Origin of the sequence: Streptomyces microflavus, from assembly GCF_014650075.1 — a bacterium.
In the GTDB taxonomy this organism is placed as follows: Bacteria; Actinomycetota; Actinomycetes; order Streptomycetales; family Streptomycetaceae; genus Streptomyces; species Streptomyces microflavus.
This window is the reverse complement of the sequence record NZ_BMUG01000002.1, coordinates 131113-148104: the sequence shown is the minus strand read 5'-3', so window position 1 is coordinate 148104 and position 16992 is coordinate 131113. Positions and strand designations below refer to the sequence as shown.

Genomic DNA, 16992 nt, shown 5'->3' with positions numbered 1-16992 from the left:
AGGTCTCACGGACCCGGGGCCTGTCCGGTTCAGACGCCGGTTCGCTCCAGCTCTCCGGTGCCGACCCGGTCGAAGACCTCGTCGGGCTCCGTCCCGGAGCTGGAACCTTCGGTCAGCAGATATGCCTGCGCCTCGCCGACGTGGAAATACATGCCGTGCAGCTGGAGCGTCCCCTCGGCGAGCCTGCGGGCCACCGATTCGTGCGCCCGCAGGTGCTCCAACTGCTGGACCACATTGGTGAGGCAGAGCTGCTCGACCTCGTCGGTGGGCAGCCGGCCGGAGATCCGCGCCCAGGAGTGGCGGCGCGACGCCATCCGCTCCAGGCTCGGCAGACCGTGGCGCAGCCAGCGCCACAGGGGGGTCCTCGGCTTCTCCGGGCCGGAGTCGGGCTCACCCTTCAGCAGCGCCTGCATGGCGCCGCAGCCGGAGTGTCCGCAGACGGTGATGGATTCGACCCGCAGCACCTCCACCGCGTACTCGATCGCCGCGGCCACCGAGTCGTCGCCGCTCCCGGCCGGCGCGGTGCCCGGTGGGGGCACCAGATTGCCGACGTTCCGCACGGTGAAGAGGTCGCCGGGGCCGCTGGAGGTGATCATGCTGGTGACCAGGCGGGAGTCGGCACAGGTGATGAAGAGCTGGGAGGGGCACTGGCCCTCGGAGGCGAGCCGGGCCAGCTCGTCGCGGACCAGAGGCGCCGTGTTCCGCTGGAACGAACTCAGGCCACTCAGCAGCCGATGCGCGCCGCCCTTCCTGCCGGCCCCGGCGGTGGGGGAGGTGCCGGAACCGCTGCCGCTGTCGGGAAGTGAGTCGGTGGTGCCGCTGTTGTCCGCGGGGCGGGTGGGACGGTCGTGGCAGTGGTGGTTGCGCCACGGGGTCCAGGGGCGGCAGCACGAGTGGGCCGCGGCGGCCGGCTCGGCGATGCGGCTGCCGGACCTGCCCGTGAAGTCGATCCGGCCACCCTGGGCGAGTTGGGCGCCGCGCCAGGCCTGGATCGCCTCGTAGGCGGCGTGGTCCATGAAGAACCCGTCCAGCTCGACGGTCGCGTCGACGCCCGGCGGCAGCTGCCCGAGTGTCCGGGTGAGCCGCGGGACAGCCAGGAAGGTCAACTGGCCGTGGACGGTCACCACATGGCGGCCGTCCTGCTCGGTCGCGGTGATCTTCGTGCGGCCCAGCCGGTGCAGCGAGACGATCACCGCCACGCCCACTCCGAGGGCGACGCCCGCCAGCGCCCCGAAGGCGACGACACCGGCGACCGTGGCCGCGTAGACCGGGAACTCCCGGTGTTTATGGACGTTACGGATGTGCGCGAAGCTCACCATCTGGACCCCGACCACCATCACCAGGGCGGCGAGCGCGGCCAGCGGAATCCACTCGAACACGGTGATCAGCAGGCCTGCCGCGAGGAGAACCCAGACCCCGTGCAGCACGGTGGAGGCGCGACCGGTCGCCCCGGCCCGCACATTGGCCGAACCTCGCACCACGCCCCCGGCCACCGGGAGCCCGCCCAGCAGCCCGGTGAGGGTGTTGGCGATGCCCTGGCCGCGCAACTCACGGTCCAGGTCGGACCGCCGGGGCGGAGCGGGGGAGGTCAGGGGTGCCTGCTCTCCCGCGCGGTCGGCGGCCAGTTTGTCCACGGCCACCGCGGCGAGCAGTGATTCCAGACTGGCCACCAGCAGCACGGTGAACACCGCGGTGGCCAGGGCGAGAACGGGTCCCTGAGGCAGCTCCGGCAGGGCGTGCGACCGCCAGGAAGGCAGGTCGACCCGGGGGAGCCCGGGCGTCGCCACCGCCGCCACCGAGGTCGCGATCACCACCGAGGCGAGTGCGGCCGGGATTCTCCGTACCGTCCGGCCGACCCGTCCCGGCAGCCGGGGCCACAGCAGCAGAACGGCGATGGCCAGCGCCCCGATGAGGGGGGCCGCCGGACTGATCCGGGCCAGCTGCTCCGGCAGGGCCAGGGCGTTGGCCACCACGGAGCTCTGGGGTGACCCGCCCAGCATGATGTGCAGCTGGGCGAGCGCGATGGCCACACCGATACCGGCCAGCGTCCCGTGCACGATCGCCGGGCTGACGGCGAGCGCGTTGCGCGCGGCTCTCAGGGTGCCCAGGAGGATCTGGAGCAGTCCGGCGCCGACCGTGATGGCGCAGGTCGTGCGCCAGCCGTAGACCTGGATCAACTCGGCCGTGACGACGGTCAGCCCGGCGGAAGGCCCGCTGACCTGGAGCGGTGTGCCCCCGAGCAGCCCGGCGACGATGCCGCCGATGGCCGCTGCCACCAGCCCGGCCTCCAGCGGGGCGCCCACGGCGAGGGCGAGGCCGAGCGACATGGGGACGGCGATGAGGAAGACGGTGATCGAGGCGGACACATCCGCGCCCGCGATTCGCAGGCGGCGGCCGCCGCCGGTGGGCGGTGGGCTGTGAGGACTCTTCATTCCCGAGGCGCGGCGGGGGCGCGAACGGCGGGGTGTGCGGTCATGGCGAGTGGGGGCGCAGGCGGACATGTTCCCGTCTCCTCCGGAGGCAGCGCGGTCGCGAGGACGTAGGGGACGCGGCCGTGGGTCACGGCGTGCAGCGGCGGGATTTCTCAACTCTCAGTAAACGAATGGTAATGGAGAGTAAAGCTGGGTGTCTCGCATTCGCGGCATTTAGGTCAGTGCGTCACCCATTCAAGTGAATAGGTAGCTTTTCATTCGGCATGCCTTCCTCTTATCTGCAAAGCCGCGTGCGAGTTTGGCCGCGCCGTGTCGGCACTCAACGCAAATAACCTGCAAGGAAGAGGGTGGGCGGATGATGGCCGCCACGAAGAGGATCGCCTTGGGCGTCATGACCACGGCGCTGGTCGCCGTACTCGCGGGCTGTTCCGGTGCCGGATCCGGAGGCTCCGCACCTGGTGGTTCCGGTGCGGGCGCGGAGAAGGGAGCCCACGGCGCGAAGGAGAACGCTCCGCAGGCTGCACCGAAGAACGCGGTCAAGCTCATCGGGGACGGCTCCACCGCCTTCACCGGCGCCCAGCCGAAGATGCCGGCCGCCCAGCGCCTGGCGCCGGGTCAGAAGCCGCCGCAGTTCGTGGTGTTCTCCTGGGACGGTGCCGGAGAGGACAGCCAGAAGCTCTTCTCGCACTTCCGCGGTGTCGCCAAGAAGTACAACGCCAGCATGACCTACTTCCTCAGCGGGGTGTATCTCCTGCCTGAGGAGAAACGATCCCTCTACGCTCCACCGCAGCACCCGGCGGGCCGTTCCGACATCGGCTTCAACGACACCCAGGGCATCCGCGACACCCTCGCCGAAGTGCGTGCCGCCTGGAAGGACGGCAACGAGATCGGCACCCACTTCAACGGCCACTTCTGCGGCCCGGACGGAGGTGTGGGCACCTGGTCCGTCGAGGAGTGGAAGAGCGAGATCAGCCAGGCGAAGGCTTTCGTCAAGAACTGGAAGACCAACGCTCCGGAGCTGAAGGGCGAGGCCCCGCTCCCCTTCGACTACGACCAGGAGCTGATCGGCGCCCGCACCCCCTGCCTCGAAGGGCAGAAGAACATGGTCGCCGCGGCCCGGGACATGGGCTTCCGCTACGACTCCAGCGGTGTCGGCAACCAGGTATGGCCCAAGAAGAAGGACGGCGTCTGGGACATCCCGCTCCAGCTCGTCCCGATGCCCGGCCGCGCCTTCGAGACCCTCTCCATGGACTACAACTTCATGGTCAACCAGTCCGGCACGAAGACCCAGGGCGACCCCTCCCAGCATGAGTACTGGGGCAACCAGATGCGCGACGGCCTGCTCCAGGCCTTCGACCGCTCGTACAACGGCAACCGGGCGCCGCTGATCATCGGCAACCACTTCGAGTCCTGGAACGGCGGCACCTACATGCGCGCCATCGAGGAGACCATCGCGAAGGTGTGCACCAAGGAAGGCGTGCGCTGCGTGTCCTTCCGGCAGCTCGCGGACTGGCTGGACGCACAGGACCCGCAGGCGCTGGCCAAGCTCGCCACGCTCGGCGTCGGCGAAGCGCCCAAGGAGGGGTGGAAGACCTACCTCGGCGCTCAGGCCGCGGCTGCCCAGCAGGCGGAGAAGGGCAAGGCGGCCGGGCCCGAAGCCGGAGAGCAGAAGGCCCGGAACGCCGACTAGGCACCCCGGGCCCCCTCCGGTCACCTCGGCCGCCCAGCTGCCGAGGTGACCGGAGTGACCGGCCGGCGGGTCAGACGGGTGCGGGGACGGCCGCTCCCGCGCGCCCCTCGCCGAGCACGAAGGCGGGGTCGACCTGGGCCGCCAGGTCGGCGCCCGTCTTGTCGTTGCCCCAGCTCTCCGCGTTCTTCAGGTGGAAGTGCACCATCTGCCGGGTGTAGCGCTCCCAGTCGCGCAGCTCGTACGAGTCCTCGGCGGCGTCCTGGAGGGCCTGCAGGGCCATCCGGTTGTCCGCCTCCAGCAGCTCGAACCGGGACGGCCGCCCCTTCTCCATGGACCGCACCCAGTCGGAGTGGCCCACCCCGATCAGCAGGTCGTCCCCGACCTCCGAGCGCAGGAAGTCCAGATCGTCCGGGCCCTGCACCTTGTTGCCGACGACCTTCAGCGCGACGCCGAAGTCCCGTGCGTACTCCTTGTACTGGCGGTACACCGACACCCCCTTCCGGGTCGGCTCCGCGACGAGGAAGGTCATGTCGAAGCGCGTGAACATCCCCGAGGCGAACGAGTCCGACCCCGCCGTCATGTCCACCACGACGTACTCGTCCGGGCCGTCGACCAGGTGGTTGAGGCAGAGCTCGACGGCCCCGACCTTGGAGTGGTAGCAGGCCACCCCGAGATCGGACTCCGTGAACGGGCCGGTGGCCATCAGCCGGATGTCCCCGTCGTCGAGCCGGACCGTACGCGCACAGGCGTCGAAGATCGGGTTGTCCTCGCAGACCCGCAGCAGTCGTGAGCCCTCGCCGGGTGGAGTCGTCTTGATCATCGTCTCGGCGGAGGCGATACGGGGGTTGGTGCCGCGCAGGTAGTCCTTGATGAGGGGGAGGTGCGCACCCATGGCGGGCAACGCGGCGGCCTCCGCCTCGTCGAGGCCGAGGGCGGCCCCCAGATGCTGGTTGATGTCGGCGTCGACGGCGACGACGTGGGCTTCATTGGCGGCGAGGTGGCGGATGAAGAGCGAGGACAGCGTGGTCTTTCCGCTGCCGCCCTTCCCGACGAAAGCGATCTTCATGTTCACCTAGGGTAGTGGGTCGATCGCGCTGCGCTGTCGATGTTCGTGAAGATGGCCACTTGGGGGTGGTCCGGGTGTAGGGGGCGCGTAGCCTCGCTACTTATGAGTACGACTGCCTCAGACCCGCTCGCCACGCTCGGTGCTCTGCCCGGAGTGCCCGATGCCGTGGACTCCGTACGCAAGGCCGTGGACCGGGTCTACGGTCACCGCGTCATGCGCCGTCGCAGCAACGAGGTCACGGCCGAAGCCGCGCTGCGGGGCTCCCGGGGGTCGGCAGCGCTCGCCGGTGCCGACTGGAACCTGGAGGAGGTGCGCCGGCGCACCGACTTCAGCGGTGAGGACGAGGCGCGCACGGTCGGAGCCGCGCTGCGTCTCACCGCGGAGGCCGGGCAACTGCTCTCCATCTGGCGGCAGTCACCTCTGCGGGTGCTGGCGCGGCTGCACCTGGTGGCGGCGGGCGGGGCCGCACCGGATGACGCCGTCGGTCGCCCGCGACTGGCAGGTGAACCCGTCGAGGAACCGCTGATCGAGGCGCCGCTCCCCGGCGCCGACGAGGTGGCCGGACGGCTCGAAGGCCTCTCCCGGCTGATCATCGCGGGCAGCGCGGCCCCTGCCCTGGTGACGGCCGCGGTGGTGCACGGCGAACTGCTGGCGCTGCGCCCCTTCGGCTCCCACAACGGCCTGGTGGCCCGCACCGCCGAGCGCGTCGTGCTGATCGGCAGCGGACTGGACCCGAAGTCCATCTGTCCGGCCGAGGTGGGCCATGCGGAGCAGGGGCGGGCGGCGTATGTCGCGGCGTTCGAGGGCTACACGACGGGGACTCCGGAGGGCGTGGCCGCGTGGATCGCGCACTGCGGACGCTCGGTCGAGCTGGGAGTGCGTGAATCGACGGCGGTCTGCGAGGCCCTGCAGCGCGGCGCGGCGTAGGCGGCCGCCCGGAGGTGACGGAAGGGGTGGCGCTCGGGCGACTGTGGCCCGGGGAAAGGGTTGCGGCGGTACCGGAGTGCGGTACCGCCGCTGGCACGTCCGCCCAGTTACCAAGCGTCCTCGTAAATTGCCCATCAGGTCGGGTGCTTTGCCCGTCACCTGGTGCGGCTGGCCCGTAATCGACGGGTCGACGTCGCGTGGGTGCTCGGCTTTCGTGCTCGGTCCGTGGGGCCGTCACTGCGTTACAGGTCATCCTCACGGATGTCCTTGGTCTCGCGGGCCGTTGAGTCCTTTGTACTCCAGGACCGGGGTAAGGGAAAGCCCTGGCCCCACTTCTTTACTTTTAGGTTCAATCAAGGGCGAATCGGGCAGTGCGCTCCGTCGGTCGGATGCTCCCCGTCGACGGTCGCGCGTCGGGTCAGCCGGGCATCGCCGCGCCGGCGGTACGCCGACGGCTGGCGTACCAGACGAGGCCGGCGGTGACGGCTGCGGCGCCGACCGCGGCGGCGGCGACGAGCGCCGGGCGCGGCGGCATCGAGAAGGCGGGCAGCCGCTGTTTCAGCCGGACCGGACGATCGAAGACGAGAATCGGCCACTCGCGAAGGGTCGCTTCGCGGCGCAGCGCGCGGTCGGGGTTGACCGCGTGCGGGTGGCCGACCGCTTCCAGCATCGGTACGTCGGTTGCCGAGTCGCTGTAGGCGTAGCAGCGCGAAAGGTCGTACCCCTCCGAAACGGCGAGCGCCCTCACGGCCTCGGCCTTGGTCGGCCCGTAGGCGTAGTACTCGATCTCTCCCGTGAAGCAGCCGTCGTCGCCGACGACCATGCGCGTGGCGACGACACGGTCGGCACCCAGCAGTTCGCCGATCGGTTCGACGACCTCCGCGCCGGAGGTCGAGACGATGACCACGTCACGGCCGGCGGTGTGGTGTTCCTCGATGAGGGTGGCCGCCTCGTCGTAGATGATCGGGTCGATCAGGTCGTGCAGGGTCTCGGCGACGATCTCCTTGACCTGCTGGACGTTCCATCCCTTGCAGAGGGTGGAGAGATAGGCACGCATCTTCTCCATCTGCTCGTGATCGGCGCCCCCGGCCATGAACACGAACTGTGTGTACGCGGTGCGCAGCACGGCGCGGCGGTTGATCAGTCCGCCTTGGTAGAAGGACTTGCTGAAGGTCAGCGTCGAAGACTTCGCAATGACCGTCTTGTCCAGGTCAAAGAAGGCTGCTGTGCGCGGCGAGAAGCAGTTTTCCACAACGCTGAGCATAGGGGCCCGCCATTCGGCGTAAAATCCGGCGCGTGGGTTTGCCTGAGAAGGGCCTCGGGTACACCATGGAAGTCACGGATCGTTCGCGACCGTGCTAACCCCGGTCCGGCTCCTCCCCCCCCGAGTCGGCCCGTGGGGACGACCCCCGCTCTCCCCCCCGGCGGGGGTCGTCGCATGTCCGGATGGTTTTCTGCCTCCCGGGCTCAGCGCGTCCCTCCCTTCCTGCCCCCGTGGGCCCGCTCGTGCGAGGCGTCGGCGCGAACTCCGTCTCGTCACAGTGTGTAGCAGCGAGACTGCGCTCCGGAAGTCGCTGGTTCGGGTGACGGAGATATTCACAACGCCGAAGTTGTCCACAGTTTTCGAGCAAGATCCACATGTTTTTCCGTGGTGCTGCACGTTGATTCCTCCCGCGAAGTCCGCGGGTACCGGAATCGCGCATCTCGGAAACGCTCCGGGATCGCCGCGAACCGCACTGCTGGGGCAGTGGGAAGGGGCGGAGATCGTGGCTGGATCCCTCACACGAGAAGGGCTGACGGTCGCCGAAGGGCGACGCGGCGGACCGCTGATCGTGACGGAAGACGTGGAGTTGCTCGATGATCTGCTGCGGCTCTGCGCGGCGGCCGGGGCGGAGCCGGAGGTTCATCACGGACCGCCCGCGCGACGGGGCGGCTGGGAGCAGGCCCCGATGGTCCTGGTGGGCGACGACGCGGCCGCTCGGTGCCGCGGGGCCGCCCGCAGACGGGGGGTGATGCTGGTCGGGCGGGACCAGGACGACCCGGACGTCTGGCGGCGGGCGGTCGAGATCGGGGCCGAATATGTGCTGCGGCTGCCGGATTCGGAGGGCTGGCTGGTCGACCAGATCGCCAACGCCGCCGAGGGCGTCGGCAGGCCGGCGCTCACCGTCGGAGTGATGGGCGGGCGGGGCGGCTCCGGCGCATCGACGCTGGCCTGCGCACTCGCCGTCAGCGCGGCGAGGTCCGGCAGGCGGACGATGCTGATCGACGCGGACCCTCTGGGCGGGGGCATCGACGTACTTCTCGGCGGGGAACGGGCCGAGGGAATGCGGTGGCCGGATTTCGCCCACTCGAAGGGGCGCCTCGGTGGCGGAGCCCTGGAGGACTCCCTGCCCGCGCTCCACGGACTGCGGGTGCTGAGCTGGGGCCGCGACGACGAGGTGACCATCGCGCCGCAGGCCGTACAGGCGGTGCTGGCCGCCGCACGCCGGCTCGGCGGGGTGGTGGTCGTGGATCTGCCGCGCCGCGTGGACGAAAGCATCGCGGAAGCCCTGGCCCAGCTCGACCTCGGCCTGCTCGTGGTGCCGGGCGAGCTGAGGGCGGTCGCGGCGGCCAAGCGTGTCGCGTCCACGGCTCGCATGGTGCTGGACGACATGCGGGTGGTGGCCCGGGGACCGTATGCGGCAGGGCTGGACGAGCGCTGGGTCGCCCAGGCCATCGGCCTGCCCCTCGTCGGTGAACTCCCCCTGGAATCCGGTCTCCTGGCCGCACAGGACGGCGGAATGCCGCCCGGCGGCAGTGCCCGCAGCCCGTTGGCCCGCTTCTGCGCGGAGTTCTGGGAGCACGTGGCGGCAGCGGCGGGGGAGCCCGGTTCCGCCGCGGCTCCGGCCGGGGGAGGCGCACCATGACCGATGCGCTGCTGGATGCCGTACGCCAACGGCTTGCGCGCAGTGGCGGCGCGCCCACACCGGCCGGAGTGGCGGCCGCACTTCGGGCCCAGGGGCGGCTGCTGGGCGATGCGGAGGTGCTCGGGGTCGCGGCCGAGCTGCGCGGTGAGCTCGTCGGGACGGGCGTGCTGGAGCCGTTGCTCGCGGACCCCGAGGTGACCGATGTGCTGGTGTCCGCCCCCGACCGGGTGTGGGTGGACCGGGGCGGCGGGCTCCAGCTGACGGGGATCACCTTCCCGGACGCGGCGGCGGTACGGCGACTGGCCCAGCGGCTCGCCGCGGTGGCCGGCAGGCGGCTGGACGATGCCCGGCCGTGGGTGGACGCGCGGTTGCCGGACGGGACGCGGATGCATGCCGTGCTGCCCCCGGTCTCCGTCGGCTCGACCTGTCTCTCCCTGCGGGTGGTGCGCCCGCGGGCGTTCTCCCTGGCAGAGCTGGTGGAGGCCGGGACCGTGCCGCCGGGTGGCGACCGGATTCTCCGCGCCATGGTGGAGGCCCGTCTCTCCTACTTGATCAGCGGAGGCACCGGGGCGGGCAAGACGACCCTCCTGGCCAGCCTGCTGGGTGCCGTCGGCGCGGACGAACGGATCGTGCTCGCCGAGGACTCCGCCGAACTGCGCCCCGACCACCCCCATGTGGTTCGCCTGGAGTCCCGCCCCGCCAACCAGGAGGGCGCGGGCCTGGTGACCCTGCGCGATCTGGTGCGCCAGGCGCTGCGGATGCGCCCCGACCGGCTGGTGGTGGGTGAGGTCAGAGGTGCTGAAGTGGCGCAACTGCTGGCTGCCCTGAACACCGGTCACGAAGGAGGATGCGGCACCGTCCATGCGAATGCCGCCGAGCACGTACCAGCCCGGCTGGAGGCGCTGGGCACCGCCGCAGGGCTGGACAGGACCGCACTGCACAGTCAGTTGGCGGCCGCGCTATCGGTGGTCGTGCATCTCGTACGGGACCGGGCCGGACGACGACGGATCGCCGACGTGCATGTGCTGGAACGGGACGCGGCCGGCCTGGTGTTCACGGTGCCGGCCCTGAGCTGGGGCGCCGACGGGTTCGTCCCGGAGCGGGGCTGGCGGCGGCTGGAGTCGCTGATCGGGGGTGCGCTGTGACGGGGGGAACGGGGGGACCTGCGGACTACGCGGTGCATGCGGCGGCCCTCTGCGCGGGTGCGGCTGTGTGGCTGGCCGCGATGAGGGACCCCGGGGTCCGGCGGGCGCGGGTCCTGTTCGTGGACGGGCCGGCCGAGCCGTGGCGGGCGTGGCGATCGTGGCCGCCTCTGCTCGGAGCCGGGCGGCTGGTCGTGGAGCGGCGCGAATGGTGGTGCGTTCCGGTGGCGGTGCTGCTCGCCGTGCTCGGTGCGTCGGTGCTGCCGCTGATCGCCGGAGCTGTGGCGGTGCCCTTGGTACGGAGGTGGGTGCGCGCTCGTACCAGGCGTCGGCAACGGGAACGGGCGGGGGACACGGTGGCGGTGCTGTGCGGGGCCGTGGTCGGTGAGCTGAGGGCGGGACAGGAGCCGGGCCAGGCCCTGTTGGCCGGCCTGCGGGAGTGCGCGGCGGACGGGGAGCCGCAGGCCGGGGGCGGTCCGGGTGGTGGAGCGTGGCTGGGGGATGCGGAGTCCGCTGTGCTGGCGGCCGCGCGCTTCGGGGGCGATGTGCCCGCGGCGTTGCGGCAGGCGGCGGACGGGCCGGGGCTGGGGGGCCTGTCCGGGATGGCCGCGTGCTGGCGGGTGGCGGTGGACGGCGGAGCCGGTCTCGCGGCCGGTCTGGACCGCCTTGGGGCGGCGTTACGGGCCGACCGGCGCAGACGTGAGGAGTTGCGGGCCCAGTTGGCGGGAGCCTGGTCGACCGTCGTGGTCCTGGCGTTGTTGCCGGTTGCGGGCCTCGGGCTGGGGGCCGCCCTCGGAGCTGATCCCCTGCGGGTCCTGCTGCACACGCCGGGCGGGCTGTTCTGTCTGGCGGTCGGGGGGTTCCTGGAGGCGGCCGGACTCTTCTGGGCCTGCCGGATCGTGAGCGGAGCGGAGACCCTATGAACGCGACGGGTGGAGTTCTCCACAGCCTGGGGATGCTGGGGGCAGTGTTGGGCGCCGCGGTGCAGCTGGCCTTTGCTGCTGCGGCGGGCCACCGGGGACGAGTGGTGCGCGGCCGGGGCGCACTGCTGTTGGAGGTCGCCCAGGGTGGGCGGGTCGGCTGGTGGTCCTGGGCGGCTGCTGGACGGGACCGGATGGGCAGCGCGGTCCGGACGGGAAGTGTGGTCCGGACGGGCAGCGGGGGCCGGCCGGTCAACCCTGCCGGTGCCGGTGCCGGTGCCGGTATCGGTATCGGTATCGGTATCGGCGATCGCGTCGGTGTCATGCGGTGGGGTGGTCCGGCGGGGGCCTGGCTGGCCGGATGGATTCTGATCGGCGGCTTGGTGGGGTGTGCGGTCGGTTCGGCCGCGGCGTACGGGACGTGGCGGTGGCAGCGGGCCCGGCCCCGGCCCGGTCCGGGCGAGAGCAGGGAGGAGCGGGCCGTGATCGCCGGGCAGCTTCCTCTGGCCGCCGATCTGCTGGCAGCCTGCGTCGCCGTCGGGGCCGGGCCACGCGAGGCCGCGGAGGCGGTGGGCGAGTCCATCGGCGGGCCGGTCGGCGACCGGCTGGCCCGCGCCGCCGCCGAGATCCGCCTCGGTGGAGAGCCCGCCGAGGCGTGGGGACGGTTCGGGGAGATACCGGGCGCCGGTCCGCTGGCCCGCTGCCTGCACCGGGCCGGGTCGACCGGGGCCCCGGCGGCGGAGCCGGTCTCCAGGCTGGCCGAGGCGATGCGTGCCGAACGGGCCGGTGCGGCCGTGGCACGTGCCCAGCGGGCCGGGGTCCTGATCACCGCGCCGGTCGGACTCTGCTTCCTGCCCGCCTTCCTGGCGGTCGGGGTGGCGCCGGTGATCATCGGCCTGGCCGGCGGACTGCTGGTGGCGGATTAGGCCCGTCCGGCTGTCACACATGGGCGTTCGGCTCGGACGCCTGCTCGATATCGATCGATGCCCATCGGGGGATGAAATGCACAAGAATTATAGGAAGTTTCAGGAACGAACCGTACGAACCGCGCGAACCGGGCTGGCAGTTGGTGCAGTCTGCCGCCGCGCCCGGCGTTCGACGTGGGTGCGGCGGCTGGGCCGGTCGGCCGACCGGGGGATGACCACCTCCGAGTACGCGGTGGGCACCATCGCCGCCTGTGCCTTCGCCGCCGTGCTCTACAAGGTGGTCAACAGCGGGCCGGTGATGTCGGCGATGCAGTCCATGATCGAGGGCGCGCTCGATGCGAAGTTCTGAGGCCTGGGCCGGAGGCCGCGGGTGCGGAGACCGGGGCGCGTACCGGCTCCGGCTCCGGGACCGGGGGGCGGTGACGGCGGAGGCGGCCGTGGTCATCCCGGTGCTGGTGGCCTTTGCCATGGTGCTGCTCTGGGCGCTGGTCGCGGCCTCGGCCCAGATCCGGTGTGTGGACGCGGCACGGGCGGGGGCCCGGGCCGCGGCCCGTTCGGAGCCGGAGGCGGCGGTGCTGGCAGCCGCACGCGACGCCGCGCCTCCTGGGGCGCTGGTCGCGGTGGGGAGGGCCGGGGAGTTGTGGCGCGTCACGGTGGAGGCGCCGACCCCGGGCCCGGCGGCCCTGGCGCTGACGCTGAGAGCCGAGGCGGCCGCCCTGGCGGAGGACTCGGTGGGGCGCACGGTGGGGGGTGCCGGGCCGTGAGGGGAGGCGAAGCCCGGGGCCGGAGGAGCTCCCCGCGCCTGGGTCCGGGCCTTGGACGGCAGCCGCGCGGGGACCGCGATCGGGGGATGGCGACGGTGTGGGTGGCGGTCACGGTGGTCACTCTGTGCGGGGTGTTCGCCCTCGTCCTCGCGCTGGGCCAGGCCGTGGCCGCCCGCCACCGGGCGGGCGGTGCCGCGGACCTCGCGGCCCTTGCAGCGGCCGATCGCGCGTTGGAGGGGGCGGAGGCCGCGTGCGAAGCGGCGCGGCGCGTGGCGGCGGCGCAGGGCGCCGTGCTCGTCCGCTGTGCGGTCCAGGGGGAGATCGCCGATGTGACCGCCGGCTCGCGCTTCGGGCTCTACGGACCCGAGGTCAGGTCCCGGGCCGGCCCTCCGCTTCCTGTTCCGCCTCCGGTGCCTGCAGTGTCTCCGGGGGTGCCGCCCTGAGGAGTTCGGTGAGGAGGCGTACGGCGCCGCGTTTGTGCAGGGGCTCGTTGCCGTTGCCGCATTTGGGGGACTGGATGCAGGAGGGGCAGCCCGCCTCGCACTCGCAGGACGCGATGGCTTCGCGGGTCGCCGTCAGCCACGTATGGGCGGTGTGGAAGGCCCGTTCGGCGAATCCGGCGCCGCCCGGGTGGCCGTCGTACACGAAGACCGTCGGCAGCAGGGTGTCCGGGTGCAGCGGTATCGAGACGCCGCCGATGTCCCAGCGGTCGCAGGTGGCGAAGAGCGGGAGGAGGCCGATGGAGGCGTGTTCGGCCGCGTGGAGGGCGCCGCCGAGGATCTCCGGATTGATCCGGGCGGCGTCGAGCTGGTCCTCGGTGACCGTCCACCAGACGGCGCGGGTGCGCAGGGTGCGGGGAGGCAGGTCGAGCTTGGTCTCGCCGAGGACCTCGCCGGTGATCAGTTTGCGGCGGAGGAAGGAGACGACCTGGTTGGTGACCTCGACGGAGCCGTAGCAGAGCCGCCCCTGGCCCCAGGGGATCTCGGTGTCGGTCTCCAGGACGGCGATGGCCGTGGTGTCGCGGGCGACGGTCGAGTACGGGGGGTCGGCCTGTTCGACCAGGGCGACGGAGTCCTCCAGGTCCAGTTTCCGGACCAGGTGGGTGCGGCCCTGGTGGAGATGGACGGCGCCCTCGTGGACGGAGGTGTGGGCGGCGGCCGCGTCGACCGTGCCCAGCAGGCGGCCGGTGCCCTCCTCGACGATCTGGACGGGACGTCCGCCCCCGCCCCTGATGTCGGTGAGGTCGGCGGCCCGTTCGCGGCGGGTCCAGTGCCAGCCCGATGCCCGCCTGCGCAGCAGCTTCGCGGCCTCCAGCTGGGGCAGCAGCTCGGGCACGGCGGGTCCGAAGAGCGCGATGTCGGGCTCGGTGAGGGGCAGCTCGGCGGCCGCGGCGCACAGGTGGGGGGCCAGGACGTAGGGGTTGTCCGGGTCGAGCACGGTCGACTCCACGGGCTGACGGAACAGCGCCTCGGGGTGGTGCACCAGGTAGGTGTCCAGCGGGTCGTCACGGGCGACCAGGACGGCCAGGGCGCCCTGCCCCGACCGGCCGGCGCGGCCCGCCTGCTGCCAGAGGGAGGCCCGCGTGCCCGGGTAGCCGCAGATGACGACGGCGTCGAGGCCGGAGACGTCGATGCCGAGTTCGAGGGCGGTGGTGGCTGCCAGTCCGAGGAGCTCGCCGGAGTGCAGGGCCCGCTCCAGGGCGCGGCGTTCCTCCGGGAGGTAGCCGCCGCGGTAGGCGGCGACCCGCTTGGGCAGGGAGCGGTCGACCTCCGCGAGGCGTTCCTTGGCGATGACCGAGATCAGCTCGGCGCCGCGCCGGGACCGTACGAAGGCGACCGAGCGGACGCCCTGGACGGTCAGGTCGGTGAGCAGGTCGGCGGTCTCGGCCGTCGCGGTACGGCGTACGGGGGCGCCCTTCTCGCCGTGCAGGTCGGTCAGCGGGGGCTCCCAGAGGGCGAAGACCAGCTCGCCGCGCGGGGAGGCGTCGTCGGACACCTCCTTGACCGGCAGGCCGGTGAGGCGCCCGGCGGCGACCGAGGGATCCGCCGCGGTGGCGGAGGCGAGCAGGAAGACGGGGTCGGCCCCGTAGCGGGCACAGAGGCGACGGAGGCGGCGCAGTACCTGGGCGACATGGGAGCCGAAGACGCCCCGGTAGGTGTGGCACTCGTCGATCACGACGAAGCGCAGTGCCCTCAGGAAGGAGGACCAGCGGGGGTGGGACGGCAGGATCCCGCGGTGCAGCATGTCGGGGTTGGTCAGGACGTAGTTCGCGTACTGGCGCACCCATTCGCGTTCCTCGACCGGGGTGTCGCCGTCGTAGACCGCGGGCCGGACGGCGTTGCCGAGGGGCGCCGCCAGGGCCTTCACCGAGCGCCGCTGGTCGGCGGCCAGGGCCTTGGTGGGGGCCAGGTAGAGCGCGGTCGCCCCGCGGCCGTTCGGAGCCTCGGAGCCGTTCAGCAGGGTGCTGAGGACGGGGGCGAGGTAGGCGAGCGACTTGCCGGACGCCGTGCCGGTGGCGATCACGACCGACTCGCCGTCCAGCGCGTGCTCGGCGGCGGTCGCCTGGTGGGCCCACGGATGGTCGATTCCGGCTTTTTCGATCGCCGAGATCACTTCTGGCCGGATGCGATCCGGCCAGATGGCATGGGTTCCCGATCTAGGGGGCAAGTGCTCCGTATGAGTGATGCGCGCGGCCCGGCCCGCCCCTGTGGCGAGCCGGTCGAGGATCATGGCGGGAGTGGGGCGCGTGTCCCCACTCTCGGGTGGTCGTCCGGGACGGTGATTCTTGGCCATCGGCACCGAGTGTGTCACTGGCGTGACGGACAATGGTCCCAAGGCGTCGTGCATGGCTGCTGGTAAGTGATTGAATGCCATCGCGGCTGGCGATCCGTCCCCTGGCCTCCGTCGGGGAGACCGAGGGGCGACCGCTCGATAGCAAGGTGCTGGAGGATCCGTGGACCTGTCCCTGTCGACTCGCAATGTGTCCGGGCCTGGTGGCGACCGTACGGTCGTCGAGGTCGGTGGCGAGATTGATGTGTATACCGCGCCCAAGCTGCGCGAGCAGTTGGTCGAGTTGGTGAATGACGGCAGCTACCACCTGGTTGTCGACATGGAAGGCGTCGACTTCCTCGACTCCACCGGCCTCGGCGTGCTCGTGGGCGGCTTGAAGCGTGTCCGGGCCCATGAGGGCTCGTTGCGCCTGGTCTGCAACCAGGAGCGCATTCTCAAGATCTTCCGGATCACAGGTCTGACCAAGGTGTTCCCGATTCACACCACGGTCGACGAGGCTGTCGCCGCCACCGACTGAGGTCGGCTTCGACCGGCCCCCGGGCCGGTCGTCAGGCGGTGAACGGGCCGACAGCGGCAGCAACCGGGCCGCGACGGGCAGGCGGTCGGCCTTCGGGCCGGCTGTCGGCTTTGTCGATCTCGTCGGTTTCCGGAGAAGGAGAGCAGGGGTGCCGGGCTTCAGGTCCGGGGCCTCTGAGGCGTACGCCCGAACGTTCCAGGGGGATCGCATGGCCACCGTTGAACTCCGCTTCAGTGCCCAGCCTGAGCATGTCAGGACGGCCCGCCTGGTGGCGGCCGCCGTGGCACGCCGGGCCGGCGTCGACGAGGCGGTGCTCGACGAGGTCAGGCTCGCTGTCGGCGAGGCATGCAGCCGTGCCGTGGGCCTGCACCGCAGCCACGGCATCACCGCGCCGGTCAGCGTCGTGCTGACCGAGGAGGAGAAGGCGTTCTCCATCGAGGTCGGTGACGCCGTTCCCGAGCCCGGGAGCGCCCCCGCCACGCCCGGAGCGCGCGGTGGCTCGGACGAGCCCGAGACTGAGGGCGACGGCGAGGACGAAATGGGTCTCGCGGTCATCAGCGGTCTCGTCGACGACGTGGAAGTCCGTTCCGGTGCGGACGGCGGAACCATCCGTATGAGCTGGCCGACGGCCCTTGCCGCTGTGCGCTCCTGAGCCCGGCGGCCCTTGCCGCTGTGCGCTCCTGACTCCCCGCAGCCCTGGCTGCGGTGTGCGTTCCTGAGGCCCGACGGCCCTACCGGCTGTGCGTCCCTGAGGAGTGCCGTCCGTAGGGTGTGAGCCTGTGCCGGCCCCGCTCGCACGGCGTCGTGCGCGGGCGACCGCCTGCGCCGCTTTTCCCGGCCCTGCTCAGCAGGGCCTTTCTTGTGCTGCCCGGTGTCGTCCGGTGTCGTCCCGCGCAGTCCTGCGCAGTCCCG

Annotated in this window: 15 protein-coding genes; 11 read left to right on the top strand and 4 right to left on the bottom strand. The window is 71.9% G+C overall.

Annotated features, from left to right (window positions below):
* Window positions 1-29 precede the first annotated feature (29 nt).
* Window positions 30-2501, bottom strand: coding sequence for a bifunctional SulP family inorganic anion transporter/carbonic anhydrase (locus tag IE264_RS05685; protein ID WP_032758728.1), 2472 nt, complete (start codon window positions 2499-2501; stop codon window positions 30-32).
* Between the two features lie 286 nt (window positions 2502-2787).
* Between IE264_RS05685 and IE264_RS05680 the strand changes: the two genes are divergently transcribed.
* On the top strand, window positions 2788-4122 hold the full coding sequence (locus tag IE264_RS05680; RefSeq protein WP_032758727.1) for a polysaccharide deacetylase family protein: 1335 nt from the start codon (window positions 2788-2790) through the stop codon (window positions 4120-4122).
* A gap of 70 nt (window positions 4123-4192) precedes the next feature.
* Here the strand turns inward: IE264_RS05680 and IE264_RS05675 are convergent, their stop codons facing one another.
* Window positions 4193-5188 (bottom strand): ATP-binding protein, encoded by a 996-nt coding sequence (locus tag IE264_RS05675; protein ID WP_031123943.1) that lies wholly within the window; start codon window positions 5186-5188, stop codon window positions 4193-4195.
* A 102-nt stretch (window positions 5189-5290) separates the two neighbouring features.
* Here IE264_RS05675 and IE264_RS05670 point away from each other — a divergent pair, with 102 nt between their 5' ends.
* Complete coding sequence (locus IE264_RS05670) at window positions 5291-6115, top strand: Fic family protein (RefSeq protein WP_032758725.1); 825 nt, start codon at window positions 5291-5293, stop codon at window positions 6113-6115.
* Between the two features lie 418 nt (window positions 6116-6533).
* Here IE264_RS05670 and IE264_RS05665 read toward each other — a convergent pair whose 3' ends face one another.
* Window positions 6534-7379: an HAD family hydrolase gene (locus tag IE264_RS05665; protein WP_032758724.1), complete on the bottom strand. Its 846-nt coding sequence runs from the start codon at window positions 7377-7379 to the stop codon at window positions 6534-6536.
* Between the two features lie 502 nt (window positions 7380-7881).
* Here IE264_RS05665 and ssd point away from each other — a divergent pair.
* From ssd to IE264_RS05630, 7 genes are all read left to right on the top strand, one after another.
* Entirely contained in the window at window positions 7882-9021 is a 1140-nt protein-coding gene (ssd, locus tag IE264_RS05660; RefSeq protein ID WP_032758723.1) for a septum site-determining protein Ssd, read from the top strand.
* On the top strand, window positions 9018-10166 hold the full coding sequence (locus tag IE264_RS05655; protein ID WP_032758722.1) for a TadA family conjugal transfer-associated ATPase: 1149 nt from the start codon (window positions 9018-9020) through the stop codon (window positions 10164-10166). The genes ssd and IE264_RS05655 overlap by 4 nt, the downstream gene beginning before the upstream one ends.
* Before the next feature lie 80 nt (window positions 10167-10246).
* On the top strand, window positions 10247-11086 hold the full coding sequence (locus IE264_RS05650; protein ID WP_229887414.1) for a type II secretion system F family protein: 840 nt from the start codon (window positions 10247-10249) through the stop codon (window positions 11084-11086).
* Window positions 11083-12009: a type II secretion system F family protein gene (locus IE264_RS05645; protein WP_032758720.1), complete on the top strand. Its 927-nt coding sequence runs from the start codon at window positions 11083-11085 to the stop codon at window positions 12007-12009. The genes IE264_RS05650 and IE264_RS05645 overlap by 4 nt, the downstream gene beginning before the upstream one ends.
* A 76-nt stretch (window positions 12010-12085) precedes the next feature.
* Entirely contained in the window at window positions 12086-12358 is a 273-nt protein-coding gene (locus tag IE264_RS37850) for a DUF4244 domain-containing protein (protein WP_229887450.1), read from the top strand.
* Window positions 12345-12773 (top strand): TadE family type IV pilus minor pilin, encoded by a 429-nt coding sequence (locus tag IE264_RS05635; RefSeq protein WP_229887412.1) that lies wholly within the window; start codon window positions 12345-12347, stop codon window positions 12771-12773. The genes IE264_RS37850 and IE264_RS05635 overlap by 14 nt, the downstream gene beginning before the upstream one ends.
* An 86-nt stretch (window positions 12774-12859) precedes the next feature.
* On the top strand, window positions 12860-13216 hold the full coding sequence (locus IE264_RS05630) for an Rv3654c family TadE-like protein (protein WP_078657536.1): 357 nt from the start codon (window positions 12860-12862) through the stop codon (window positions 13214-13216).
* Here IE264_RS05630 and sftH read toward each other — a convergent pair.
* Complete coding sequence (gene sftH, locus IE264_RS05625; RefSeq protein WP_078657535.1) at window positions 13143-15647, bottom strand: DEAD/DEAH box helicase; 2505 nt, start codon at window positions 15645-15647, stop codon at window positions 13143-13145. The genes IE264_RS05630 and sftH overlap by 74 nt on opposite strands.
* 79 nt (window positions 15648-15726) lie before the next feature.
* Here sftH and IE264_RS05620 point away from each other — a divergent pair, with 79 nt between their 5' ends.
* Together IE264_RS05620 and IE264_RS05615 are read left to right on the top strand one after the other, a co-directional pair.
* Window positions 15727-16080 (top strand): STAS domain-containing protein, encoded by a 354-nt coding sequence (locus tag IE264_RS05620; protein ID WP_003967428.1) that lies wholly within the window; start codon window positions 15727-15729, stop codon window positions 16078-16080.
* Between the two features lie 208 nt (window positions 16081-16288).
* A complete protein-coding gene (locus tag IE264_RS05615; RefSeq protein ID WP_015609431.1) occupies window positions 16289-16732 on the top strand; it encodes an ATP-binding protein in 444 nt (147 codons plus the stop codon).
* The last annotated feature ends 260 nt before the right edge of the window (window positions 16733-16992 follow it).